We start from the raw sequence: 23,457 nt of genomic DNA on the forward strand, positions 1-23,457 counted from the left end.
CCTCGACGGCCTTGCCTGCCAAAGTGTGATCGCCCGAGCAGCCCCTAGCTGTCTGCCCGGCGAAGGGGATGCATTCACGTCTCGGCGCGGCGGTGCTTACGGTTTGTGGGTTACCCAGAGCAGTTCCGCCGGCCAGCGGTGTGCCCAGTCGGGCGGGTCGGTTTCGTTGTAGCCGTTGGGTGTTGAGGGTTCGGGCCTGGGCTCGATGAGGTCGTCGATGATGAGACCCGCGCCGCGCAGGACCTTGACCCAGTCGCCGTAGGTGAGCTGATAGCTGGTCGCGTCGTCGTCTTCGGCGATGCTGTTCAGCCCGAAGTAGTTCTTCTGCAGTGTCGTGGTCACGCGGCCGGCGGCTTCGTCGTAGCAGGCTTCGAACCATGGGCTGGCGACGTTGAACACCAGGCGCCCGCCTCGACGCAGGATGCGTGCGGCCTCCGGGACGGCCAGGTGCGGGGGCGCCCAGCTGAGCCCGCCGAAGTCGCAGAACACCAGGTCGAAGCTGTCGGCGGCGAAGGGGAGTTGTTCGGCGGCGCCTTGCACCAGCGGGTAGCGGACCGCTCCCATCGCACGGTCCGCTGCGGCGAGTTGGGCCTCGGACAGGTCGAGCCCGACCACCGTGGCGCCCTCGGCGGCGAGCGCCCTGGACCACTGGCCGGCGCCGCAGCCGAGTTCGAGGACACGCTTGCCGGTGACGTCGCCCAGGGCGTTCAGGTGCTCGTCGGGGACGGAGTACATGCCCCACAGCCGGGGCGTGGCGCCGATCTGCGGGTCGTGCGCGTGCTGGTAAGCGCTGCTGATCCGGTTCCAGAACCGCCGGTTGGCGCGGGTGCTGTCATCCACGTGCCGACTCCAGCACTGCCTGCCGGACTGGTCAACACGATTAGCGCACTGGCCACCCTTGCCTCGGTCCGGCTCCCGGCTCGGTCCATGATCCGCCGGACGAGCCCTGGCCCCACTCATCAACCCCCCGGACACCCGTCACCAGGCCGCGCCCGGCCCCGCGACACGTGCCCGGCGACGGCCGGCGCAGGCGTCACGCACCCGGAGCGCCGGCCGCACCTCTCAGTGGCGTATCTCCTTGCGCGAGACTCGGCGCAGCCTGCGCCGCTGGGAAGGGTCGAGGGCCAGATAGGCCGCCGCGGGAATTCCCAGCACGATCAGGAGCGCCGCCCACCAGGGCAGCCAGATCCACAGGATGAGGCCGACCGCCACACCTCCTACGGCGATCTTGGTGTTCCTCGTCATGTCCGTCGCCTCCTTCGGGGGCTTCAAGCCGCCCTCGCCTTGAGAGGCGGGCCCCCGCCTCTACTCTTTGAAACGGACCCGGCGCCCGGCCGGTTCCTGTTCGCGACCCTGATGCGTCCCTGAGGCGTCACCCTGACGCAGCCCTGATGCCCACGGGCCCTGGCCGCCCCACCACTCCCACCCCCGCGAGCCGCCCACCCCCTTACTCCCCCCTCAGCCCCTCCCCCACCCCATACATGTGCCGCAGCACCTGCCGGTACGAGTCGATCAGGCCCGTCTCCGTGAACGGAATGCCCAGGTCACGGCAGTGGGCCTTGATCAGGGGCTGAGCCAGGCGCAGGTGGGGGCGGGGCATACTCGGGAAGAGGTGGTGTTCGATCTGGTAGTTGAGGCCGCCGAGGAGCCAGTCGGTCAGCGCGCCGCCCTTGATGTTCCGGGACGTGAGCACCTGCCGGCGCAGGTGGCCCCAACGTTCGCCGTCCGGGTCGGGCATCTCCATGCCCTTGTGGTTCGGCGCGAAGGCCATGCCGAGGTGCAGGCCGAAGAGCGCCTGATGGATCGCCGCGAAAGCGAGGGCGTGGCCGAGGGGCATGGTGCACAGGAGCAGGGTCACGTAGCCGACAACGTGGGTCGCGAGGAGCAGGCCCTCCACGACGCGTTCGCGCGGTGGCTGGCGGCGTAGGTCCTGGAAGCCGTAGAGCTTCAGGGCAAGGCCCTCCAGGAGGGTCAGGGGGAAGAAGAGCCAGGCCTGGTTGCGGGTCAGCCAGCGGCGGAAGCCGGTGCGGGTCGCGGCCTGGTCGCTGGTGAAGACGAGGACGTCGGCGGCGACGTCCGGGTCCTTGTCGATGTGGTTGGGGTTGGCGTGGTGGCGGTTGTGTTTTTCGGTCCACCAGCTGTAGCTCATGCCGAGCAGGAGGTTGCCGTGGATGAGGCCGATGATGCGGCTCGCGGTGCGGTTGCCGGTGATCTGGGCGTGGCCGGCGTCGTGTCCTATGAAGGCGGTGCGCGCGCTGAGCACCGACAGGACGGGAGCGAGTGCGAGGACCCACCAGGAACCGCCGATGAGGGCCATGCCCGCGCCGACGGCGGCCAGTGCCAGGGCGTTCAGGGTGATGGTGCGCGCGTACCAGCCGGTTCGTCGCTCCAGGAGGGTCTGGCTCTTCACTGCGCGCAGCAGCGGCGTGAACTCGCTCCCCTCTCGCCGCGCCTCTGTCGTTCCTGGGAAGTGCGGGGAGTGTTCCGTGACGGCTTCTTCGGCAGCCAGGGTCATGGCGCGGTCTCCGGTCTCAGGGGGCTCGGGTTTGGTCTCACGTACCAAAGTCGGGCGCCTGCTGAAGCTGCGGTCGCCTGACCTCAACAAACGTAGAAATCAGGGGTGTTGGGTCGCCATGGCGTCACCACCCGGGTCCGGGCGGGGGTAGCACCGCCTCCGGACGGGGGCTAGCCACACCCCTCCAGATCGGCGTGACCGCCGTCACGGCGTGCGTCGCCCCATGGGCCCGGCGCATGGGGTACCCTCGGCGACTCCGCCCAGTAGTCAAATTTGAGGAATACGTCATCGCTGCCTACAGGCATCCCGTGGCAACACTCCCCGAGATCTCCGAACTGGTCCGCTGCTGCGCGGTCTTCGTGCCCGCCGATCCGGCGCGCGAGGGCAGCGTCGCCTTCTGGCGCCCCGACGGTGGCCGGCCGCCGCACACCGACGCGGGCACGCCGCGCGAGCTGAGTCTCGCCGTTCCCGTCGACGGCGGCGTCGAGCGCGACGCCGTACCCTTCGGCAGCGGCGTCGAGCGCAACAACGTACCCGCCGTCCTGCTGCCCGTGCGTGCCGCGCTGCCGGTGCTCACGCGCGCGCGTGCCTGCGCCGACGCCAGCACGAGCGCCGCGTTCTGGGGCGCCGCCTCCGCGCTCGCGCTCCAGTTCGCGGCGCGTGGCCTCCTGCTGCCCGGCCTCACGCCGAACGACTTCGACGCCTGGCGCGCCGGACCGTTGCGCGCCGAGGACTTGGAGCGGGTCAGGGAGCTGGCCGCCGCGATGCCGCCCGAGGCCCACGCGACACCCCTGGACCATGACGGAACGGAACCGCTCCGGGACGGACAGGAGGCACCCTCGGACGGACCCGAAGCGCTCCGCCTGCCCGCCCCCGAGGCGCTGCTGCGTGCCTTCCTCGACGCCGTCGCCGACACCCTGCCCCGCTCCCCGGCCGCACCCGTCGCCGCCGGCGCCCAGGCCTTCGCCGCCGCCGAACCCCAGCGCATCCCGGACCACCGCGCCTGGGCCGCAGACGTCGCCGCCGGACACGACGCGGGCGTACGGGTCTCTCTACGTATCGAGGCACCCAACCTGGAGCCGGCCGAGCCCGAGGACGGACACGGGTACGAATACGCAGGCGAGCCCACCCCGCACACGGACCGCGCCCACTCCCCCGCCCAGCCCCCCGTCACCTTCCGCGCCGTCCTCCAAGTGCACAGCGTCAGCGACCCCGCCCTCGTCGTCGACGCCGGCGCCATCTGGGCGGCGCCCGACACCACAGCCACCTTCGGCCCCCGCGCCCGTATGGACGCCCTCCTCGCCCTCCGCCGCGCCGCCCGCGCCTGGGCGCCCCTCGCCCCGCTGCTCTCCGCTGCCGTGCCGGACGCGCTCGACCTCGCGGACGACGAGGTCACCGACCTGCTGGGCGCCGGCGCCCGAGCCCTCGCCACGGCCGGCGTCGACGTGCACTGGCCCCGGCAACTGGCCCGCCGCCTGACCGCCCGCGCGGTGATCGGCCCACCCGACGGCGAGGCACCCGGCGCCGGAGAAACATCGACCCCGTCCTTCCTCGCCGCGGACGCCCTCCTCGCCTTCAACTGGCGGTTCGCACTGGGCGATCAGGAGCTGAGCCGCGAGGAGCTGGACCGGCTCGCCGAGGCGAACCGGCCGGTCGTGCGGTTGCGTGATCAGTGGGTGCTCATCGATCCCGAGGAGGCTCGCCGCGCCCGCGAGAACCGGGACCGCAAGGTCACCCCGATCGATGCCCTGGGTGCTGCCCTTACGGGTTCCACGGAGGTCGACGGGCGGCGCGTCGACGTTCATCCGACGGGCTGGCTCGCGGAGTTGCGGGAACTGCTCGCCGACCCCGAGGGCATGGCGTCCGTCGGCCAGCCCGCCGCACTGGCCGCTGACCTGCGCGACTACCAGCTGCGCGGCCTGAACTGGCTGGCCCGTATGACGTCCCTCGGTCTCGGCGCCTGTCTCGCCGACGACATGGGACTCGGCAAGACGATCACCCTGATCGCGCTGCACCTGCACCGGCAGACCGTTCCGGAGAGCGCCGCCCCGACCCTCGTCGTCTGCCCCACGTCCCTCATGGGCAACTGGCAGCGCGAGATCGAGAGGTTCGCGCCCGGCACCCCGGTGCGCCGCTTCCACGGAGGCCGGCGCAGCCTGGAGGACGTCGCCGCCGGGGAATTCGTGCTCACCACGTACGGCACGATGCGGCTCGACGCGGCGCAGCTGTCCGGTGTCGAGTGGGGCATGGTCGTCACCGACGAGGCGCAGCACGTCAAGAATCCGCACTCGGCGACCGCGAAGCAGCTGCGGACCATCGGGGCACGCGCGCGCGTGGCGCTCACCGGCACGCCGGTGGAGAACAACCTGTCCGAGCTGTGGGCGATCCTCGACTGGACGACCCCGGGGCTGCTCGGCCGGCTCGGCACGTTCCGTACGCGGTACGCGCGGGCGGTGGAGGAGGGCAAGGACCCTGCCGCGGCCGAACGGCTGTCCAAGCTCGTATGCCCCTTCCTGCTCAGGCGCCGCAAGTCGGACCCGGGGATCGCGCCCGAGCTGCCGCCGAAGACGGAGACGGACCGCGCCGTGTCGCTCACCGCCGAGCAGACCGGGCTCTACGAGGCCGTGGTGCGGGAGACGCTCGCCGAGATCTCCGGAGCGGACGGTTTCGAGCGGCGCGGGCTGATCGTCAAACTGCTCACCGGTCTCAAGCAGATCTGCAACCACCCCGCCCAGTTCCTCAAGGAGGACGAGCCGCGCATCGCCGGCCGGTCCGGGAAGCTGGAACTGCTGGACGAGTTGCTCGACACGATCCTCTCCGAGGACGCGAGCGTGCTGGTGTTCACGCAGTACGTGCAGATGGGGCGCCTGATCGAGCGCCATCTGGCGGCGCGCGGCGTGCCCTCGCAGTTCCTGCACGGCGGCACGCCCGTCGCCGAGCGCGAGGCCATGGTCGGGCGCTTCCAGGATGGTGCGGTGCCGGTCTTCCTCCTGTCGCTGAAAGCCGCCGGTACGGGGCTCAACCTCACCCGCGCGGAACACGTCGTGCACTACGACCGCTGGTGGAACCCGGCGGTCGAGGCGCAGGCCACCGACCGCGCGTACCGCATCGGGCAGAGCCGGCCGGTGCAGGTCCACCGGCTGATCGCGGAGGGGACGATCGAGGACCGGATCGCCGACATGCTGGTCCGCAAGCGGGAGTTGGCCGACGCCGTGCTCGGCTCCGGCGAGGCGGCGCTGACCGAACTGACGGATGCCGAGCTGGCCGATCTGGTCGCGCTGCGAGGGGGTACGCGATGACGACGTATGACCACGATGACGACGGCCCGCACATGGGTGCGGCGGAGCAGGAGCGGGTGTTCGCGGCGCTGGCTCCCGTGCACGGGCGCGGCTTCGCGCAGTCGTGGTGGGGGCAGGCCTGGGTCAAGGCGCTGGAGGACTCGGCCCTCGATCTGCAGCAGTTGAAGGCGGGGCGCAGGCTCGCGCGGGCCGGGGCGGTGGGCGCGGTGTCGGTGCGGCCAGGGCGGATCACCGCGGTCGTCGCGGACCGCGGAGGCGCCCGGTTCCGGGCGGACGTACTGCTGCAGCGGCTGAGCGAGGAGGAGTGGGACCGGTTCCTCGGAATGGCCGTCGAGCGGGCCGGGCACATCGCCGCCCTGCTCGACCGGGAGATGCCGCCGCATCTGGTGGAGGACGCGTCGGCGGCAGCGGGCGTCGAACTCCTGCCGGGCATCGGGGACTTGGAGCCCCGTTGTGGGTGTGAGGCATGGGACCACTGCGCGCACACCGCTGCGCTCTCTTATCAACTGGCCCGGCTCCTCGACCAGGACCCGTTCGTCCTGCTGCTGATGCGCGGGCGCGGTGAACGGGAGCTGCTGGACGAACTTCAGGTACGTAGCGTCGCGTCCGCCACGGACAGTGCCGGGGATTCTGGCGGCGAGGCGCCCGAGGACGGCTACGCGGACGGTGTCGACGCCGCCGAGGCGTTCGCCGTGGGGAGCATCCTGCCGCCCCTCCCGGCCGCTCCCCCGCTGCCGCCCGGGGCGGGGCCCGTGCCTTCCCTCGATACTGAGGCGGCACCTCCCCCGGGGACGGACGTCGCGGCGCTGGAGTTCCTAGGCACCGGCGCCGCCGCCGAAGCCCTTCGGATGCTGACGGAGGCCATGACTCCCGGTCATGAACTACGCGCCCCGGAAGCCGAGTTGACTCCGGAGCAGGACGCCGTGCGGCTGGCCGCCGGCGCTCCCGGGCCGGTGATCGCCGCCCGGCTCGCCGACGGATCCGGGCGCGACCGCGAGGCCATGGCGGCTGCCGTGCTCGCCTGGGAACACGGTGGCGTGGCCGGCCTGTCCGTCCTGGAGGACGAATGGTCGCCGGACGCGGAGACGGCAGCACGCGCGCGTACCGCGATCGACGCGGCCTGGGACGCCGAGGAGCGCCCGACGTTGCGGGCGGCACACAACCGGTGGACGGCCACGGGTACAGGCGCGCAGATAAGGCTCGGCCGCGACGGACGCTGGTGGCCGTACCGCAAGCAGCGCGGCCGCTGGCTCCCGGCGGGCCCGCCGGCCCACGACCCGGCCACGGCACTCTCGGCGGCGGTCGAGGACGAGTGACGCCGGAGGGGGCGGCCGTACACGCGAGCCGTACACGCGAGCCGTACGCATGAGCCGTACGCATGAGCCGTACGCATGAGCCGTACGCATGAGCCGTATACGCAAGCCGTACGCGCACGGTCGCCCCCTCCACGAAACCCCACCCCCTCCGTAAGATCTCCCGCGCAAGTGGTCCAGTCCACTCACGCGCTTGGAGTGATCCATGAACATCGGTCGCCGTACCGTGCTCACCGTCCTCGGTTCGTCCGCCGCTCTCGGCGCGGCCGCCTCCGGGGCCAGCGCCGAGAGCGTGTCGGCCTCCCGCAATCCGGCCGGCGACGCGCTGGCCCGGTTGCTGCCGCACCACCACGATCAGGTCACCTTCCGTACCGTGCCCCGCCCCGACGGCAAGGGCGACGCCTTCCGGGTGTCGGGGTCCAGAGGCAGGATCCTCGTCGAAGGCACCACGCCCGCCGTCCAGTTGACCGGGTTCCACCACTACCTCCGTCAGCACGCCCACGCGCATTTTTCGTGGAGCGGTGAGCAGACCGAGTCCCTGCCGTCGCGCCTGCCCGGCCTCTCCGAGCCCCTGGTGCGCGGTGCGAACGTCTCCCACCGGTTCGCCTTCAACGACACCAACGACGGTTACACGGGCCCGTATCACGGCTGGGACTACTGGGAGCGTGAGCTCGACGTCCTCGCGCTGCACGGCTACAACGAGATCCTTGTCTACCTCGGTGCCGACACCGTCTATCACCTCACGTTCCAGGAGTTCGGTTACGGCGACGCCGAGATGCGCGCGTGGATCGCGGGTCCGGCCCATCAGCCGTGGTGGCTGCTGCAGAACATGTCCGGGTTCGGCGGGCCCCTGTCGCAGCGGCTGCTCGACCGTCGCGCCGCGCTCGCCCGGAAGATCGTGGGGCGGATCCGCGAGCTCGGCATGACGCCCGTGCTGCCCGGCTACTTCGGCACGGTTCCGCCCGGGTTCGCCGACAAGAACCCGGGGGCCCACATCGTTCCCCAGGGCGGCTGGGTCGGGTTCACGCGCCCCGACTGGCTCGATCCGCGCGACCCGCACTTCTCGCGGATCGCGGAGACCTTCTACCGCGTGCAGAGCGAGCTGCTCGGCGACTCCACGATGTACAAGCTCGACCTGCTGCACGAGGGCGGCAACCCCGGAGACGTGCCGGTGGGCCAGGCCGCGAAGGCCGTCGAGACAGCCCTGCGCACCGCGCACCCCGGCGCGATCTGGAACATCCTCGGCTGGCAGACCAACCCGCGCCGCGACATCGTCGACGCGGTCGACCGCTCGAAGATGTTCATCGTCGACGGCCTCTCCGACCGCTTCCCCTCCGTCACCGACCGCGACGCGAACTGGGCGGGCACGCCCTACGCGTTCGGCTCGATCTGGAACTTCGGAGGCCACACGACGATGGGCGCGAACACCCCCGACTGGGCTTCCCTGTACGAGAGTTGGCGCACGCGGCCGAACAGCGCCCTGGACGGCATCGCGCTCATGCCGGAGGCCGCGGACAACAATCCCGCCGCGTTCGCGCTCTTCAGCGATCTGCCGTGGACGGACGGCCCCGTCGAGCTGAAAAGCTGGTTCGAGCAGTGGCCGACGCAGCGTTACGGCGGGCACGACGCGCACGCCGTGGCCGCGTGGGACGTACTGCGGCGCACCGCGTACGGCACGACGCGGGCGGACAGCTGGAGCGAGGCGCACGACGGGCTGTTCGGCGCCCGGCCCTCCCTGAGCGTGAAGAGCGGAGCCTCATGGTCGCCGGGCGCGCTGCGCTACGACGCCGAGGAGTTCGCGAAGGCCCTGCCCGAGCTGCTCGCGGTGCACCCGGGGCTCCGCAACAGCTCCGCGTACGCGTACGACCTGATGGATGTGGCGCGGCAGACGGTGTCGCACCGGAGCCGGACGTTGCTGCCGCGGATCAAGGCCGCGTACGACGCGAAGGACCGGGCGGCGTTCGAGGAGCTGACCGGTGAGTGGTTCGTGTGGATGGGGCTGTTGGAGGAGGTCGTCGCGACGCAGCCGCGGCATCTGCTCGGGAGGTGGATCGCGGACGCGCGGGCGTGGGGCGCCGATGACGAAGAGCGGGACCGGCTCGAGTACGACGCGGTGTCGCTGGTGACGGTGTGGGGGCCGCGTTCGGGTGCCGACAGCGGCGGGCTGCACGACTACGCGAACCGCGAGTGGGCCGGGCTCGTGGGCGGTCTGTACACGCTACGTTGGCGGACCTACTTCGACGCGCTCTCCGCCGCGCTCGCCGACGGCACGGCCCCACGGGCGATCGACTGGTTCGCTCTGGAGGACAACTGGGTGCGCACCCACCCGGCTTACCCGGCGCGCCCCTCCGGGGACATCCTCCGTGTCGCCCGTAAGGTCGCCGCGCGTCTGTGACCTGTGTGCGGTGTCCGGCGGCCACGCGTGACGTGTGCCGCCGGGCGCCCGGCATGAAACCCCCGGACACGGCGGCCGATGACGCCCCCAACTGCCGCCGCCCGCGCGACCATCGACGAGGAGAGTGAGCCCGCCCTGTTCGCGCGACGGTCCCAGGACCGAGGAAGCCGGTGATCCGCATGTTGCTGCTGGAGGACAAGGTCGCGTTGGTCTACGGCGCGGGTGGTGCGATCGGGGGCGCCGTGGCGCGGGCCTTCGCGCGTGAGGGCGCGACCGTGTACGTGGCCGGGCGCACCGGCGCGAAGGTGGCCCGGCTCGCCCGGGAGATCCGCGCGGAGGGCGGTGACGCGCACGCGGCCGAGGTGGACGCGCTGGACGAGGCGGGCGTCGACGCGTTCGTGGACGGCGTGGCCGAGCAGACGGGCCGGATCGACGTCTCGTTCAATCTGATGGGGGTCGGCGATGTGCAGCAGCCGCTCACCGAGATCGCGGTGGACGACTTTCTGGCGCCGATCGTGAATGTGACCCGCGGTCATTTCCTGACCACGCGTGCGGCGGCCCGGCACATGAGCGCGCGGGGCGGTGGTGTGGTGCTCGCCTTCGGCGGTTCCGGCACGCAGACGCTGCCGGGCCTGGGCGGTTTCAAGATCGCCCTGGATGCGCTGGAGGGGCTGCGGCGCCAGTGGGCCTGCGAGTTGGGGGCGTCGGGGATCCGTCTGGTGACGCTGAAGACGGGTGGGGTCCCGGAGAGTATGCCCGCGTTCGAGGGGCGCGACGAGATCGAGGCGGAGCTGACCCGGTCGACGCTGCTGGGGCGTACGGCGACGCTGTCCGACGTCGGCGACGTGGCCGCGTTCGTGGCCTCCGACCGGGCCCGCACGATGACGTCGGCGACGGTGAACATCTCGTGCGGGGCGCTGGTCGATATCTGAAGTCGGGGGTGCCCGGAGTCTGAAGTCGGGGGTGCCCGGAATCTGGAGTCCGGGGTGCCCTGAGTCTGAAGTCCGGGGTGCCCGGAAGCCGGTGCCCTATGCCGCGCGAAGGGCACCGGCCGTCTCCGGTCGGCGGATTCCGCCGTATCGGCGAGCGGATCCGCCGTCTCGGCTAGCGGATCGGCATACCCGAGAGGGTGCGGGCGATGACGAGGCGCTGGATCTCGCTGGTGCCCTCGAAGATGGTGTAAATCGCGGCGTCGCGGTGCATCCGCTCGACCGGGTACTCGCGGGTGAAGCCGTTGCCGCCGAGGATCTGGATGGCCTGGCCGGTGACCTTCTTGGCCGTCTCGCTCGCGAACAGCTTGGACATGGAGCCCTCGGCGTTCTCGAACTTCTTGCCCGTGGTGGCCATCCAGGAGGCGCGCCACACCAGCAGACGCGCCGCGTCGATCGAGGTGCGCATGTCGGCGAGCTGGAAGGCGACGCCCTGGTTGTCGATGATCGGGCGGCCGAACTGCGTACGCGTCTTGGCGTACTCCAGGGCCTCCTCGTACGCGGCGCGGGCCGTGCCCACCGCCATCGCGCCGACGGCCGGGCGGGACGCCTCGAAGGTGGCCATGGCGGCGTTCTTCACGCGCTCGCCGCCCGACTTGGCCTTCTCGCGGGCGCGGGCGATGCGCTCGTCGAGCTTCTCCTTGCCGCCGAGCAGGCAGGAGCCGGGGATCCGCACGTCCTCGAGGACGACCTCGGCGGTGTGCGAGGCGCGGATGCCGTGCTTCTGGAACTTCTGGCCCTGGGACAGGCCCGGCGTGTTCGGCGGAACGATGAAGGAGGCGTGGCCCTTGGAGCCGAGCTCGGAGTCGACAACGGCGACGACGACGTGGACGTTGGCGATGCCGCCGTTGGTCGCCCAGGTCTTGGTGCCGTTGAGGACCCACTCGTCCTTGGCCTCGTCGTAGACGGCGCGGGTCCGCATGGAGGCGACGTCGGAGCCGGCGTCGGGCTCGGACGAGCAGAAGGCCGCGACCTTCACGTCGTTCGGGTCGCCGTACATCTGGGGGATCCAGGTGCCGATCTGCTCCTCGGTGCCGTTGGCGAGGACGCCGACGGCGGCGAGGCCGGTGCCGACGATCGACAGGGCGATGCCCGCGTCACCCCAGAACAGCTCTTCCATGGCCATCGGGATGCCGAGACCCGTAGGGTCGAAGAACTGCTGGGCGTAGAAGTCCAGGGAGTAGATGCCGATCTTGGCGGCTTCCTGGATGACGGGCCACGGCGTCTCTTCGCGCTCGTCCCACTCGGCGGCCGCGGGACGGATCACATCGGCGGCGAACCCGTGGAGCCAGTCCCTGACTTCCTTCTGCTCGTCGTTGAGATCCATCGTGAACTCGGCCATGGCCCCTCCAGCACTGCGACACTTCACACGTTACTTGCGGTAACCGAAGTCTGTTACTCGTGAGTAGCCCCTGTCAACTCCCGAGCAGTCGTTCGACAGCATGGGATGACCTCCCGGGAACGAGTGTTACGTTTCGCGTGCGTCAGGCCATCGCAGGGGCGGGAGAACTCTCATGGAGACCACACAGGTCAAGGAAAAGCCGGCAGATCAGCGGGCGGACCAGCAGACGTCCGCCGAGCGCCGGCGTCGGGAGCTGCTGGAGGCCGCGGACCGCGTGGTGCTCCGCGACGGCCCCGGAGCCTCGATGAACGCCATCGCCGCCGAGGCCGGGATCACCAAGCCGATCCTGTACCGGCACTTCGGTGACAAGGGCGGCCTCTACGCCGCGCTCGCCAAGCGGCACACGGACGCGCTGCTCGCCTCGCTGCGGGCCGCGCTCGACGCCCCGGCGGAGCGCCGGCAGCGCGTCGAGGCGACTCTGGACACGTACCTCGCGGCGATCGAGGCGAGCCCTCAGGTGTACCGCTTCCTCATGCACCCCTCCGAGAGCGTCTCGGAGAGCGTGGCATCGGGCGAGCAGGGCTTCTACGTCGGCAGCCACTCCGCTCCCCTGCTGCGCCGCATGGGCGAGGAGCTGGCGGAGGTCATCGAGGAGCGCGTCGACCTCGGCGCCGGCGGGCAGCAGCTCGCCCGCGTCTGGGGCCACGGGATCGTCGGCATGATGCACGCCGCCGGCGACTGGTGGCTCGGCGAGCGCCCCTGCTCCCGCGAGGAACTGGTGCGCAGCCTCGCCGACCTGCTCTGGGGCCGGCTGTCCCTGGCGGGCGACAAGGTGGGCGGGCCGGGGTTCTGACCCGGGGTCTCCCGTAAGGGGCCGAGGGCCGGCCGGGGCTCCCGTAGGGGGCGGGGTTCCATGGCCGGGCCCGGGCTCCATGGCCGGGCCTCCCGTAAGGGGGCCGGGGGTTCTAGCTGCGGTCCGCCGCGGCATCCTTCGCCCACGGCGCCCGTGCCGCCTGGCGCAGGACCTTGCGCCTGCGCCAGCCCGTCACGTGGTCCGTGTAGACGAGGCCTTCCAGGTGGTCGCACTCGTGCTGGAGGCAGCGCGCGAACCAGCCCGTGCCGTGCACGGTCTTCGGCTTGCCCCACAGGTCGACGCCCTCGACGAGGACATGGTCGAAGCGCGGGGTGCCCGCCTCCAGGCCCGGCAGCGAGAGGCAGCCCTCGGGGCCGCGTACGACGACTCCGTCGGCCTCGACGAGGCGCGGGTTGACGACGTATCCGAGGTGACGGATGTCATCGTCGTCGGGGCAGTCGTAGACGAAGACCCGCTGGTTCACGCCGATCTGATTCGCGGCGAGGCCCACGCCCCGGGCCGCGTACATCGTGGCGAACATGTCCTGCACGAGCTTGGCGAGCGAGGGGCCGAAATCGGTCACCTCCTCGCAAGGGGTGTGGAGCACGGGATCACCGAGCAGGGTCAGGGGTCGTACGCGCCCGGAGGCGCCCGGGATCGAGCCGTGTCGCATGGCGGTAAGGGTACGGTCAGGTACAGCCCCGGATCCGGGGTGGTGCCGAGGTCCGGCCTGTGAATGGATCTCGATAGGCTGGCTCCGGAAAACGATGCCGGGGGCAGGCGCGGCACCGTACGCAAGGAGGATCCAGAACGATGTCAGGCAACTCGGAGCCGCTGACTCCGCGGGCCAAGCTGGCCGTCACGGCGGGCAAGGCGGCCGCGGCGGTGTCGCGGGCGGCGGGCCGCGGCAGCGGATCGGTGATCGGCGGCAAGGTCGCGCTCAGGCTCGACCCCGAGCTGCTCGGGCGTCTCGCCCAGCATCTGGACGTGGTGCTCGTCTCGGCGACGAACGGCAAGACCACCACCACCCGGCTGATCGCGGAGGCCCTGCGCGCCAGCGGCCCCGTCGTATCGAACGCGCTCGGCGCGAACATGCCCGCGGGCATCACCTCGGCCCTCGCCGGCGGCTCGGACGCCAAGTACGGCGTGATCGAGGTCGACGAGAAGTACCTCGCGGGCGTCGCCCGCGACACCGCCCCCAAGGCGATCGCGCTGCTCAACCTGTCGCGCGACCAGCTCGACCGCGCCGCCGAGACCCGGATGCTCGCCGAGAAGTGGCGCGAGGGCCTGTCCGGTTCGAAGGCCGTCGTCATCGCGAACGCGGACGACCCGCTGGTCGTCTGGGCCGCGTCCTCCTCGCCGAACGTGGTGTGGGTCGCCGCCGGCCAGGAGTGGAAGGACGACGCCTGGTCCTGCCCGTCGTGCGGCGGTGTGATGCAGCGCCCCGGCGACGACTGGTACTGCGGCGAGTGCGGCTTCCGCCGTCCGACGCCCAGCTGGGCGCTCCAGGGCGACTACGTCCTCGACCCGCACGGCTCGGCCTGGCCGATCCACCTCCAGCTCCCCGGCCGCGCGAACAAGGCGAACGCGACCTCGTCGGCCGCCGTCGCCGCCTGCTTCGGTGTGCCGCCCCAGGTCGCCCTGGAGCGCATGTACCAGGTGCAGGCCGTCGCGGGCCGCTACGACGTCGTCCAGTTCCAGGGCCGTGACCTTCGTCTCCTGCTCGCGAAGAACCCGGCGGGCTGGCTCGAAACGTTTTCCCTGATCGACCCGCCGCCCACCCCGGTGATTCTCTCGGTCAACGCGCGCGGTGCGGACGGCACCGACACCTCCTGGCTGTGGGACGTCGACTACACGCGGCTCGCGGGTCACCCGATCTTCGTGATCGGCGACCGCAAGCTCGACCTCGCCGTGCGGCTCGAGGTCGCGGGCCTGGACTTCCGGGTCTGCGACACGGTCGACGAGGCGGTGCAGTCCGCGCCTCCCGGCCGGATCGAGCTGATCGCCAACTACACCGCGTTCCAGGACGTCCGCCGCCGCGTCGGCAACTGAGACCCCGGCTTAAGGATTCAAGAGCATGAGCGACAACGGCCTTCGTCTGGTCTGGGTCTACCCGGACCTCCTGAGCACGTACGGCGACCAGGGCAACGCCCTCGTCGTGGAGCGCCGCGCCCGTCAGCGGCGCCTGGACGTGCACCGTCTCGACGTCCGCAGCGACCAGCCGATCCCGACGTCCGGTGACATCTACCTCATCGGCGGCGGCGAGGACCGGCCGCAGCGGCTCGCGGCCGAGCGGCTGCGCCGGGACGGCGGTCTCCAGCGGGCCGTGGGCAACGGCGCGATCGTCTTCTCGGTGTGCGCCGGGTACCAGATCCTCGGCCACGAGTTCATCAACGACCTGGGTGAGCGCGAGCCGGGCCTCGGCCTGCTCGACGTGGTGACCACGCGCGGCGAGGGCGAGCGGTGCGTCGGTGACGTACTCGCGGACATCGACCCGCAGTTGGGCCTCCCGCCGCTGACCGGCTTCGAGAACCACCAGGGCGTCACGCACCTCGGCCCGACCGCTCGTCCCTTCGCGCGCGTGCAGATCGGCCGGGGCAACGGCACGGGTGACGGCACGGAGGGCGCGTTCAACGACACCGTGTTCGGCACGTACATGCACGGTCCCGTGCTCGCCCGTAACCCGCTGATCGCGGACCTGTTGCTGAAGCTGGCCCTCGACGTGAACGCGCTGCCGCCGGTCGACGACCAGTGGTACGAGGCGCTCCGCAACGAGCGGATCTCGGCGGCCCAGCAGCCCGCCTGATCGCTTCTGCGCACAAGTGAGCGGGGCCGTCCGGCAGTCGGACGGCCTGTGCGTCCCCGCCCCCTGACGCCGGTAGGGTGGCGGGGATCCCGCCGGACGACGTGGTCCGGCCATCGGCCCACGTTGCAAAGGTTGTTGGGGCTATGCGCATTGGTGTCCTCACGTCCGGCGGAGACTGTCCCGGCCTGAACGCGGTGATTCGTTCGGTGGTGCACCGCGCCGTCGTCGACCACGGTGACGAGGTCATCGGCTTCCACGACGGCTGGAAGGGCCTGCTGGAGTGCGACTACCGCAAGCTCGACCTGGACGCGGTGGGCGGCATTCTCGCCCTGGGCGGCACGATCCTCGGCTCGTCCCGGGTGCAGCCCGCGCATCTGCGCGACGGCGTGGAGCGGGCCAGGGAGCACGTCGCGGAGCTCGGTCTTGACGCGATCATCCCGATCGGCGGCGAGGGCACGCTGAAGGCGGCCCGCCTGCTTTCCGACAGCGGCCTGCCCATCGTCGGTGTGCCGAAGACGATCGACAACGACATCGCCGTCACGGACGTCACGTTCGGGTTCGACACGGCCGTCGGCGTCGCGACCGAGGCGCTCGACCGTCTCAAGACGACCGCCGAGTCCCACCAGCGCGTCCTGATCGTCGAGGTCATGGGCCGGCACACCGGCTGGATCGCGCTGCACTCGGGCATGGCCGCGGGCGCGCACGCGATCGTCGTGCCGGAGCGCCCCTTCGACATCGAGGAGCTGACCCGGAAGGTCGGCGAGCGGTTCGAGGCGGGCAAGAAGTTCGCCATCGTGGTCGCCGCCGAGGGCGCCAAGCCCGCGCCCGGCTCCATGGAATTCGAAGAGGGCGCCACGGACATGTACGGCCACGAGCGCTTCGCCGGCATCGCGACGCGGCTCTCCGGTGAGCTGGAGAAGCGCCTCGGCAAGGAGGCCCGTCCGGTGATCCTCGGGCACGTCCAGCGCGGCGGCACCCCGACCGCGTACGACAGGGTGCTGGCGACGCGGTTCGGGTGGCACGCCGTCGAGGCCGTGCACCGGGGCGAGTTCGGGCGGATGACGGCGCTGCGCGGCACGGACATCGTGACGGTGTCGCTCGCGGAGGCCGTCGAGACGCTGAAGACGGTTCCGCAGGAGCGGTACGCCGAGGCGGAGTGCGTTCTGTAACCGGCGACCGATGGAGTCCCGCCCCCGGTCGCGGACGCGGCCGGGGGCGGTTCTACTCTGGTGCGGACAGACACAACGCAACAGGTACTAATCAGGAGCCGGCGGATGGATCACAGCGGGCACGGCATGACCATGGATCTGCCGCCGTTCACGCTGGGGCGGGGCCTCGAATGGTCGGCTGACCCCTTCTTCCTGATCGGGTGCCTGGTGGCGCTCGGCCTGTACGGCTGGGGTGTCGTACGGCTGCGGCGGCGCGGCGACAGCTGGCAGACGGGCCGCACGATCTCGTTCGTCGTCGGTGTGCTGACCGTGATGCTGGTCATGTGCACCAAGCTGAACGACTACGGCATGGTCATGTTCAGCGTGCACATGGTGCAGCACATGGTGATCAGCATGTTGTCGCCGATCCTGCTCCTGATGGGCGCGCCGATCACGCTCGCGCTGCGGGCGATGCCGGTGGCACGGCGCGGCGCCAAGGGCCCGCGCGAGCTGCTCCTGGCGCTCCTGCACAGCCGCTACATGCGGATCATCACGCATCCGGCGTTCACGATCCCGCTGTTCATCGCGAGCCTGTACGGGCTGTACTTCACGCCGCTCTTCGACTTCCTGATGGGCTCGAAGGTCGGGCACATCGGCATGATGGTGCACTTCCTCGCGGTCGGCGTGATCTTCTTCTGGCCGATCATGGGCGTGGACCCGGGCCCGCACCGGCCGGGCTATGTGCTGCGGATGCTGGAGCTGTTCGCGGGGATGCCGTTCCACGCGTTCTTCGGCATCGCGCTGATGATGGCGTCCGGGCCGATGGTCGGTACGTACATGCACCCGCCGGCCTCGCTCGCCATCGACGCGCTGTCGGACCAGACGGCGGCGGGCGGTATCGCGTGGGCGTTCAGTGAGGTGCCCTCGGTGCTGGTGCTGCTCGCGCTGCTGTTCCAGTGGAAGAAGTCCGAGGACCGGCAGGCGAGGCGCAAGGACCGGGCCGCGGACCGCGACGGTGACCAGGAGCTGGCCGCGTACAACGCCTATCTGGCGTCGCTGAACACCCGCGGGCAGTAGCGCCGGGCACCGCCCCGGGGAGACGATGGTCTCCAGCCGCGGTTCGGGCGCTGCGCCGTCCGGGCTGCCGGGAGGAGGCGGGTCATGCCCGGATCGATGAAGACCATGGGGGTGCTCACCGTCGGCGGTCTCGTCGCGGTGACGGCCTACACGGTGGCGCTCGGGAGCAACGGGTGGCTGTGGTTCGGCTGGATCGTGATCGGTCTGCTCACGATCGGGGTGGCCGCGTCGCGCAGCACCTGACGGGGTACGGCGAGGCACTGCGCGAGGCGCGTGGCCCGGGGGCTCAGAAGCGGAAGACGTCTCCGGTCGACGCGTTCATCGTGCAGGCGTTGGCGTACGTCTTGTGCCAGTCGATCACGCGGCCGCGGTAGGTGCCGGTCGCGCTCACGGTGACGGGTGCGTAGACCTGGGTGCACATCTGCTGGGACGGGACGAGCGCGTCCAGGTTCCCCTGTGCCGTGTCGAGGGCGCCGCAGGCCTCGGCCGCGTGCGGGTGGTGTCCGTAGGGCGCGGGGTCGCAGTGCAGCGTCTCGCCGCGCTGCCACTCGCCCTGGTCCCCGGAGACGGTGAGGACGAGCGCCCCGGGCGCGGACGCGGGCGGGTCGGTGTCGACGGCGTGGGCGGGGCCGGCCGCGGCGAGCGCGGTGAGGGCTGCGGCGGCGAGGAGGATCGGGCGCATACGGGACCTCCGGTCCGGGTGCGGGACGATTGAGGCCAGGGCACCCCTCGCGCCCGACGCCCATCGAGGCGACGCGCTGCGCGTTCCCCCGGACGGTGTCCCCGGTCAGGGCCGGTCGGGCTCTCGCGCGGGGGCCGCCGATTGGTTACTGTGCGCAAGCACCGCGTCCACGGGGGAAGGTCCCAGCATGTTCTACCGATTGCTCAAGTACGTGATTCTTGGGCCCCTGCTCCGCCTGGCGTTCCGGCCCCGCATCGAGGGGCTCGAGTTCGTTCCGGATTCGGGTGCCGCGATCGTCGCGGGCAATCACCTGTCGTTCTCCGACCACTTCCTGATGCCGGCCATCCTGAAGCGGCGCATCACGTTCCTGGCGAAGGCGGAGTACTTCACCGGGCCGGGCCTCAAGGGACGGCTCACGGCCGCGTTCTTCCGCAGTGCCGGGCAGATCCCTGTGGACCGCTCCGGCAAGGAGGCGGGCCAGGCGGCGATCCGCGAGGGCCTCGGCGTCCTCTCCAAGGGCGAGCTCCTCGGGATCTATCCGGAGGGCACGCGCTCGCACGACGGGCGGCTGTACAAGGGCAAGGTCGGCGTGGCCGCGATGGCGCTCAAGGCGGGCGTCCCGGTGATCCCCTGCGCGATGATCGGCACGTTCGAGGCGCAGCCTCCGGGTCAGGTCATCCCGAACTTCCGCCGGGTGACGATCCGCTTCGGCGAGCCCCTGGACTTCTCGCGCTACGAGGGCATGGAGGGCGAGAAGGCGATCCTCCGCGCGGTCACGGACGAGATCATGTACGCGATCCTCGGCCTGTCCGGCCAGGAGTACGTGGACGAGTACGCGGCCGTGGTCAAGGCGGCGGAGGCGGAGAAGGCCAAGGAGAAAGCCAAGGAGAAGGAGCGGAAGTTCCCTCGGATACCTGGGCGCTGAGGCGCGTACGCCGCTGGAGCGTGAACGACACGAACGGTGCCCGGCCCCTGGTTGAGGGGCCGGGCACCGTTCGTGTCAGCCGATGGTCACGGCTTCGGCGTGGCGTGCGGGGCGCAGGTGACGTCCTCGCTGTCCGTCTTGCCGGTGAGCAGGTAGGTGTCGACCCGGTCGTTGATGCACGGGTTGGTCAGGCCGGTGACACCGTGCGAGCCCGCGTCCTTCTCGGTGATCAGGCGGGAGCCCTTGAAGCGCTGGTGCAGCGTGACGGCGCCCTGGTACGGGGTGGCGGCGTCGCGGGTGGACTGGACGATGAGGACGGCGGGCAGGCCCTCGCCGGTCTTCACGTTCACGGGGGTCTGCTGCTTGGCGGGCCAGGTGGCGCACGGCAGGTTCATCCACGCGTTCGCCCACGTCATGAACGGATAGTCCTTGTTCAGACGGGTGTTGTCGCGGTCCCAGCGCTGCCAGTTCGTGGGCCACTTGGCGTCGGCGCACTCGACGGCGGTGTAGACGGCGTTGCCGTTCTCGGAGGACGCGTTCCCTGCGGTGTCCGACATGTCGGGGGACGCGGCGTCGATGAGGGCCTGGGTGTCACCGGCGACGTACTTGCTCCACACGCGGGCGATGGGCGCCCACTGGGAGTCGTAGTACGGGGCGCTCTGGAAGAAGCCGATCAGCTCGGCGGGGCCGACGACGCCGCCCAGCGGGCTCTTCTTCGCGGCGGCGCGCAGGGTCTCCCACTGCTTCTGGACCTTGTCGCGGGTGTCGCCGAGGTGGTAGGTGGCGTCGTTCTTGGCGACCCAGTCCTGCCAGTCCTTCCAGCGGCCCTCGAAGGCGACGTCCTGGTTGAGGTTGGCCTGGTACCAGATGTTGTCCTTGGCCGGGTCGACGACGCTGTCGACGACCATGCGGCGGACGTGGCCCGGGAAGAGGGTGCCGTAGACGGCGCCCAGGTAGGTGCCGTAGGAGACGCCCAGGTAGTTGAGCTTCTTCTCGCCGAGGGCGGCGCGGATGACGTCGAGGTCGCGCGCGGTGTTCGGAGTGGTCATCTGCGGGAGCATGTCGCCGCTGCGCTCGGCGCAGCCGTCCGCGTACTCCTTGGCGAGCTTGCGCTGGGCGAGCTTGTCGGCCTCGGAGTCGGGGACCGGGTCGGCCTTGGGCGCCTTGACGAACTCCTGCGGGTCCACGCAGGAGATGGGCGCGGAGTGGCCGACGCCGCGCGGGTCGAAGCCCACGAAGTCGTACGCCTTGGACGTCTTGGTCCACAGCGGGTTCTTGCCGGTGACGCGGGTCGGGAAGCGCATACCGGAGCCGCCGGGGCCGCCGGGGTTGTAGACGAGGGCGCCCTGGCGCTCCTCCGGCGTGCCGGTGGAGCCGATGCGGTCGACGGCGAGCTTGATCTGCTTGCCGTCCGGGTGCGCGTAGTCGAGCGGCACCGTGACCCAGCCGCACTGGATGGGCGAGGCGATGCCCCAGTCGGCGGGGCAGTCCTTCCAGTCGATACCGGCCTGGGCGGCGCGGGCCGCGGCGACGGCCGCGCCGCGGGCCTCACTGTCCTGGCCGGGCCGGGCGTTCGCGCTGGCGGCGGGTGCCGCCAGCGCTCCCGCTATGAGGGTCGCCGCCACCAGGGTTCCGGCGGAGCCGATCACCGCCGTCCGGCTGCTTCGACTGGTAAGCCGAGTCCGTCTCAACTGAGGCCTCCGTACATCGATTCGACCAATACTTCGATCGGGTTCTCGATCAGTACGGGGATCCTTGCGTCTGTGAGGTCCCTGACAACAGACGCGGTTGACGTTCTTTACCAATCCGATAAACGGTGCGTACGTCCCGGTAAGCGGAATGGGTGCCTACGGTCTATTCGTGCCGGGGCGCCCTGCGGACTTTTCGTTGCCGGCGCCCGCAGTCTTCGCTCAAGTAAGCCGCCTCAGCGCGTCGTCGAGCGTGCCGCGCAGCCGCAGCGCGTCCGGCGCGACCGCCGTGACCAGCACCGCCGGCCCGGCGAGCGGCGTCAGGGCGGCATTCTCCCCGAGCATCGCGGGCTGCGGCCGCTCCTTCTCGAACTCGGGCCGTGCGACGACGAGCTGGCCGAGCGCCCGGTGCCCGGCGAGCACGGCCGGGCCGTCCCAGCCGCCGGGTGCGCCCGGACCGCAGGCCAGTTCCTGGTCGAGCAGGGGCCGGCCCGCACGGTGGACGGTGAGCCTGCTCGTCAGCCGGCCCGGGTCCTCCCCCGTACGTCCGAGCACCTGCTCCTCGCGCAGCACGAGGCGGGCGTCCGGGGCGAGGTCGGCGCGTGTGGTGACCCGGAGGTCGCTCTCGCACGCGGAGATCAACTGCTCGGGCAGCCACAGCAGTTCGGCCCCGTCGTCGACCGTGAGGCGGACGTCGTAACGCGCCTCGCCCTTCGCCTGTCCCGGCAGGGCGATCGTCGCTGCGACCGACCCGATACGCAGGCGGGCGCCGGGCGTCGCGTGCGCTTCCACGGTCATGTGGTCGCCGCCGAGCGGCCCGCTCATCGCCCCGACGAGCACCACGCGCGCGTCGGGGCCGACGGAACGGATCCGCCGCAGGGCGAGCGAGCCTTCGGCTTCGAGGACGGGCAGGGCGGTGCCGCCCCGCCCGTTGTCGCTCGCCGTGATGCGGGCCGTGGAGCGTACGCCCGCGGTCATGCCGTCCACGCGGAGAGCTGTGCGCGCACCCAGTCCGCGACCTGGCCCACTCCGCCTTCGGAACGCAACGACTGGAGGATGACGGGGAGTCGGTCGCGCTGGGCCTTGGCGTCGGCGGACATCCGCGCGAGGTCGGAGCCGACGTGCGGGGCGAGGTCCGTCTTGTTGATGACGAGCAGGTCGGCGGTGGTGACGCCGGGGCCGCCCTTGCGCGGGATGTCGTCGCCACCGGCGACGTCGATGACGAAGACCTGCGCGTCGACGAGACCGCGCGAGAACGTCGCCGTCAGGTTGTCGCCGCCGGACTCGACGAGGATCAGGTCGAGCGGCCCGACCTCGTCCTCCAGGTCCTCGACGGCCTCCAGGTTGGCGGAGATGTCGTCGCGGATGGCGGTGTGCGGGCAGGCGCCGGTCTCCACGGCGGTGATCCGCTCGGGCGGCAGCACGGCTTCGCGCAGCAGGAACTCGGCGTCCTCCCGCGTGTAGATGTCGTTCGTGACGACGGCGAGGGACAGCTCGTCGCGCAGCGCGCGGCACAGCGCGGCGACGGTCGCGGTCTTACCGGACCCGACGGGCCCGCCGAGCCCGATACGCAGGGCGCGACGGGTCCCGTCGGGACGGTGAGCGTCAGCGCTGACGGCAGCGGGGCCGTCGTGGGAGTGGTCGAGGTGCATGGTGTTACTCCAGATAGTGGGGGGAGGTCGGGCGTCGCCAGGGCTTCGCGGCGCTGCGGCTCAGGACGCGAACAGCCGGACCGCCCACGCTGCGTGGGCCTCGGCTCCGACCTCGAGAAGCGGTGCGGACGCGGCGGGCAGAACGTCCAGCCCGTCGGCGACTGCTCGGGCCGCTGCCTCCGCCGCGTCGGAGGCGACGCGGTCGATGTCCTCCGCGAGCCGCGCCAGCCCGGCCGTCGCGTCGAACGGGTCGAGGCTCAGCAGCCGGACCACCGCCGTGGCGGGCCCGCTCACGGTCTCGTACGCGGAGCAGTACGCGGCGTCGGCGGCACCGAGCCCGGCTGCCCGCGCGGCGAGGCCGAGGACGATCGGCTGGTGCGCGCCCTTCGGGAACTCCCTTGCCAGCGCGTCGAGTTCGGGGTGCGGCCAGGCCGCGCGCGCCGCGCGCATGAGCTGCCTGCCGAGTCGGCGGGCGGCGGTGCGCAGTGCGGGCGACGGGGTACGGGCGTCCGCGGCAGCGTCGAGGGCGACGGGGTCGGCCCCGAGCGCGGCGGCGGCCGCCAGGGACGCCGACACCAGACCCGTGGTGTACAGGCGTCCCCGGCAGAAGTCCTCCAGGCTCGCCGCTCCGGTGATACGTCCCGCCTTGACGGCGGCCTCCGCCCCGCCGGAGTGGGCGTGCCCTCCGGCGGGGAAGCGGCCGTCGGCCAGGACGAGGAGTGCGGCTCGTGTCATGACTCTTCTTCTCGGCTCAACTGATCGGCCCGGCGGCC

At 71.4% G+C, this 23,457-nt stretch carries 21 protein-coding genes; 11 read left to right on the top strand and 10 right to left on the bottom strand.

The features are described from left to right. Positions 1-96: 96 nt before the first annotated feature. From ABZ893_RS30990 to ABZ893_RS31000, 3 genes are all read right to left on the bottom strand, one after another. Positions 97-840: a class I SAM-dependent methyltransferase gene (locus tag ABZ893_RS30990; protein WP_361410423.1), complete on the bottom strand. Its 744-nt coding sequence runs from the start codon at positions 838-840 to the stop codon at positions 97-99. 222 nt (positions 841-1,062) lie between these two features. Further along, a complete protein-coding gene (locus tag ABZ893_RS30995) occupies positions 1,063-1,245 on the bottom strand; it encodes a hypothetical protein (RefSeq protein WP_361410426.1) in 183 nt (60 codons plus the stop codon). A 202-nt stretch (positions 1,246-1,447) separates the two neighbouring features. Next, the gene (locus ABZ893_RS31000) at positions 1,448-2,515 is read right to left on the bottom strand and encodes an acyl-CoA desaturase (protein ID WP_361410429.1); all 1,068 of its coding nucleotides are present in this window, start codon (positions 2,513-2,515) and stop codon (positions 1,448-1,450) included. Between the two features lie 236 nt (positions 2,516-2,751). Here ABZ893_RS31000 and ABZ893_RS31005 point away from each other — a divergent pair, with 236 nt between their 5' ends. From ABZ893_RS31005 to ABZ893_RS31020, 4 genes are all read left to right on the top strand, one after another. Then, positions 2,752-5,814, top strand: a complete 3,063-nt coding sequence (locus ABZ893_RS31005; protein ID WP_361410432.1) for a DEAD/DEAH box helicase — start codon at positions 2,752-2,754, stop codon at positions 5,812-5,814. After that, positions 5,811-7,130, top strand: a complete 1,320-nt coding sequence (locus ABZ893_RS31010) for an SWF or SNF family helicase (RefSeq protein ID WP_361410435.1) — start codon at positions 5,811-5,813, stop codon at positions 7,128-7,130. The genes ABZ893_RS31005 and ABZ893_RS31010 overlap by 4 nt, the downstream gene beginning before the upstream one ends. Positions 7,131-7,332: 202 nt before the next feature. Further along, on the top strand, positions 7,333-9,522 hold the full coding sequence (locus ABZ893_RS31015; protein ID WP_361410438.1) for an alpha-N-acetylglucosaminidase: 2,190 nt from the start codon (positions 7,333-7,335) through the stop codon (positions 9,520-9,522). Between the two features lie 179 nt (positions 9,523-9,701). After that, on the top strand, positions 9,702-10,454 hold the full coding sequence (locus tag ABZ893_RS31020) for an SDR family oxidoreductase (protein WP_361410592.1): 753 nt from the start codon (positions 9,702-9,704) through the stop codon (positions 10,452-10,454). Positions 10,455-10,626: 172 nt separating this feature from the next. On the opposite strand, the gene ABZ893_RS31025 is transcribed toward ABZ893_RS31020, so the two are convergent. Beyond that, positions 10,627-11,853 (bottom strand): acyl-CoA dehydrogenase family protein, encoded by a 1,227-nt coding sequence (locus ABZ893_RS31025; protein WP_361410441.1) that lies wholly within the window; start codon positions 11,851-11,853, stop codon positions 10,627-10,629. Between the two features lie 172 nt (positions 11,854-12,025). Between ABZ893_RS31025 and ABZ893_RS31030 the strand changes: the two genes are divergently transcribed. Beyond that, positions 12,026-12,706 (top strand): TetR family transcriptional regulator, encoded by a 681-nt coding sequence (locus ABZ893_RS31030; protein ID WP_361410444.1) that lies wholly within the window; start codon positions 12,026-12,028, stop codon positions 12,704-12,706. Positions 12,707-12,818: 112 nt separating this feature from the next. Here the strand turns inward: ABZ893_RS31030 and def are convergent, their stop codons facing one another. Next, positions 12,819-13,379, bottom strand: coding sequence for a peptide deformylase (gene def, locus ABZ893_RS31035; RefSeq protein ID WP_361410446.1), 561 nt, complete (start codon positions 13,377-13,379; stop codon positions 12,819-12,821). Positions 13,380-13,519: 140 nt separating this feature from the next. Here def and ABZ893_RS31040 point away from each other — a divergent pair, with 140 nt between their 5' ends. The 5 genes from ABZ893_RS31040 (at position 13,520) to ABZ893_RS31060 (ending at position 17,980) form a co-directional block, all read left to right on the top strand. Beyond that, positions 13,520-14,758: a MurT ligase domain-containing protein gene (locus tag ABZ893_RS31040; RefSeq protein ID WP_361410449.1), complete on the top strand. Its 1,239-nt coding sequence runs from the start codon at positions 13,520-13,522 to the stop codon at positions 14,756-14,758. A gap of 25 nt (positions 14,759-14,783) precedes the next feature. Further along, entirely contained in the window at positions 14,784-15,512 is a 729-nt protein-coding gene (locus ABZ893_RS31045; protein WP_361410452.1) for a glutamine amidotransferase, read from the top strand. A 143-nt stretch (positions 15,513-15,655) separates the two neighbouring features. Further along, positions 15,656-16,681 carry a 6-phosphofructokinase gene (locus ABZ893_RS31050; protein WP_361410455.1) on the top strand — a complete coding sequence of 342 codons (1,026 nt, stop codon included), beginning with the start codon at positions 15,656-15,658 and terminating at the stop codon, positions 16,679-16,681. A gap of 105 nt (positions 16,682-16,786) precedes the next feature. Next, complete coding sequence (locus tag ABZ893_RS31055; RefSeq protein WP_361410458.1) at positions 16,787-17,737, top strand: cytochrome c oxidase assembly protein; 951 nt, start codon at positions 16,787-16,789, stop codon at positions 17,735-17,737. Positions 17,738-17,821: 84 nt separating this feature from the next. Next, positions 17,822-17,980 carry a hypothetical protein gene (locus ABZ893_RS31060; protein ID WP_361410461.1) on the top strand — a complete coding sequence of 53 codons (159 nt, stop codon included), beginning with the start codon at positions 17,822-17,824 and terminating at the stop codon, positions 17,978-17,980. 43 nt (positions 17,981-18,023) lie between these two features. Here the strand turns inward: ABZ893_RS31060 and ABZ893_RS31065 are convergent, their stop codons facing one another. Next, entirely contained in the window at positions 18,024-18,419 is a 396-nt protein-coding gene (locus tag ABZ893_RS31065) for an SSI family serine proteinase inhibitor (protein WP_361410464.1), read from the bottom strand. Between the two features lie 187 nt (positions 18,420-18,606). Here ABZ893_RS31065 and ABZ893_RS31070 point away from each other — a divergent pair, with 187 nt between their 5' ends. Further along, positions 18,607-19,344, top strand: coding sequence for a lysophospholipid acyltransferase family protein (locus ABZ893_RS31070; protein WP_361410467.1), 738 nt, complete (start codon positions 18,607-18,609; stop codon positions 19,342-19,344). 86 nt (positions 19,345-19,430) lie between these two features. Here the strand turns inward: ABZ893_RS31070 and ABZ893_RS31075 are convergent, their stop codons facing one another. The 4 genes from ABZ893_RS31075 to ABZ893_RS31090 all read right to left on the bottom strand — a co-directional run bounded on the left by ABZ893_RS31075 (position 19,431) and on the right by ABZ893_RS31090 (position 23,419). Next, entirely contained in the window at positions 19,431-20,993 is a 1,563-nt protein-coding gene (locus tag ABZ893_RS31075) for an alpha/beta hydrolase (RefSeq protein ID WP_361410470.1), read from the bottom strand. Positions 20,994-21,254: 261 nt separating this feature from the next. Further along, the gene (locus ABZ893_RS31080; protein WP_361410595.1) at positions 21,255-22,010 is read right to left on the bottom strand and encodes an urease accessory protein UreD; all 756 of its coding nucleotides are present in this window, start codon (positions 22,008-22,010) and stop codon (positions 21,255-21,257) included. Then, complete coding sequence (gene ureG / locus ABZ893_RS31085; RefSeq protein ID WP_361410473.1) at positions 22,007-22,684, bottom strand: urease accessory protein UreG; 678 nt, start codon at positions 22,682-22,684, stop codon at positions 22,007-22,009. The genes ABZ893_RS31080 and ureG overlap by 4 nt, the downstream gene beginning before the upstream one ends. Before the next feature lie 60 nt (positions 22,685-22,744). After that, positions 22,745-23,419: an urease accessory UreF family protein gene (locus ABZ893_RS31090; RefSeq protein ID WP_361410476.1), complete on the bottom strand. Its 675-nt coding sequence runs from the start codon at positions 23,417-23,419 to the stop codon at positions 22,745-22,747. Positions 23,420-23,457 lie beyond the last annotated feature (38 nt).

The sequence above is a fragment of the Streptomyces sp. NPDC046821 genome (assembly GCF_040645335.1).
Classification (GTDB): domain Bacteria; phylum Actinomycetota; class Actinomycetes; order Streptomycetales; family Streptomycetaceae; genus Streptomyces.

Bases quoted from the DNA above. Each gene is read 5' to 3' on its own strand.
- ABZ893_RS30995 (WP_361410426.1), bottom strand. From the start codon at position 1,245: ATGACGAGGAACACCAAGATCGCCGTAGGAGGTGTGGCGGTCGGCCTC.
- ABZ893_RS31000 (WP_361410429.1), bottom strand. From the start codon at position 2,515: ATGACCCTGGCTGCCGAAGAAGCCGTCACGGAACACTCCCCGCACTTC.
- ABZ893_RS31005 (WP_361410432.1), top strand. From the start codon at position 2,752: ATGGGGTACCCTCGGCGACTCCGCCCAGTAGTCAAATTTGAGGAATAC.
- ABZ893_RS31010 (WP_361410435.1), top strand. From the start codon at position 5,811: ATGACGACGTATGACCACGATGACGACGGCCCGCACATGGGTGCGGCG.
- ABZ893_RS31015 (WP_361410438.1), top strand. From the start codon at position 7,333: ATGAACATCGGTCGCCGTACCGTGCTCACCGTCCTCGGTTCGTCCGCC.
- ABZ893_RS31020 (WP_361410592.1), top strand. From the start codon at position 9,702: ATGTTGCTGCTGGAGGACAAGGTCGCGTTGGTCTACGGCGCGGGTGGT.
- ABZ893_RS31025 (WP_361410441.1), bottom strand. From the start codon at position 11,853: ATGGCCGAGTTCACGATGGATCTCAACGACGAGCAGAAGGAAGTCAGG.
- ABZ893_RS31030 (WP_361410444.1), top strand. From the start codon at position 12,026: ATGGAGACCACACAGGTCAAGGAAAAGCCGGCAGATCAGCGGGCGGAC.
- def (WP_361410446.1), bottom strand. From the start codon at position 13,379: ATGCGACACGGCTCGATCCCGGGCGCCTCCGGGCGCGTACGACCCCTG.
- ABZ893_RS31040 (WP_361410449.1), top strand. From the start codon at position 13,520: ATGTCAGGCAACTCGGAGCCGCTGACTCCGCGGGCCAAGCTGGCCGTC.
- ABZ893_RS31045 (WP_361410452.1), top strand. From the start codon at position 14,784: ATGAGCGACAACGGCCTTCGTCTGGTCTGGGTCTACCCGGACCTCCTG.
- ABZ893_RS31050 (WP_361410455.1), top strand. From the start codon at position 15,656: ATGCGCATTGGTGTCCTCACGTCCGGCGGAGACTGTCCCGGCCTGAAC.
- ABZ893_RS31055 (WP_361410458.1), top strand. From the start codon at position 16,787: ATGGATCACAGCGGGCACGGCATGACCATGGATCTGCCGCCGTTCACG.
- ABZ893_RS31060 (WP_361410461.1), top strand. From the start codon at position 17,822: ATGCCCGGATCGATGAAGACCATGGGGGTGCTCACCGTCGGCGGTCTC.
- ABZ893_RS31065 (WP_361410464.1), bottom strand. From the start codon at position 18,419: ATGCGCCCGATCCTCCTCGCCGCCGCAGCCCTCACCGCGCTCGCCGCG.
- ABZ893_RS31070 (WP_361410467.1), top strand. From the start codon at position 18,607: ATGTTCTACCGATTGCTCAAGTACGTGATTCTTGGGCCCCTGCTCCGC.
- ABZ893_RS31080 (WP_361410595.1), bottom strand. From the start codon at position 22,010: ATGACCGCGGGCGTACGCTCCACGGCCCGCATCACGGCGAGCGACAAC.
- ureG (WP_361410473.1), bottom strand. From the start codon at position 22,684: ATGCACCTCGACCACTCCCACGACGGCCCCGCTGCCGTCAGCGCTGAC.
- ABZ893_RS31090 (WP_361410476.1), bottom strand. From the start codon at position 23,419: ATGACACGAGCCGCACTCCTCGTCCTGGCCGACGGCCGCTTCCCCGCC.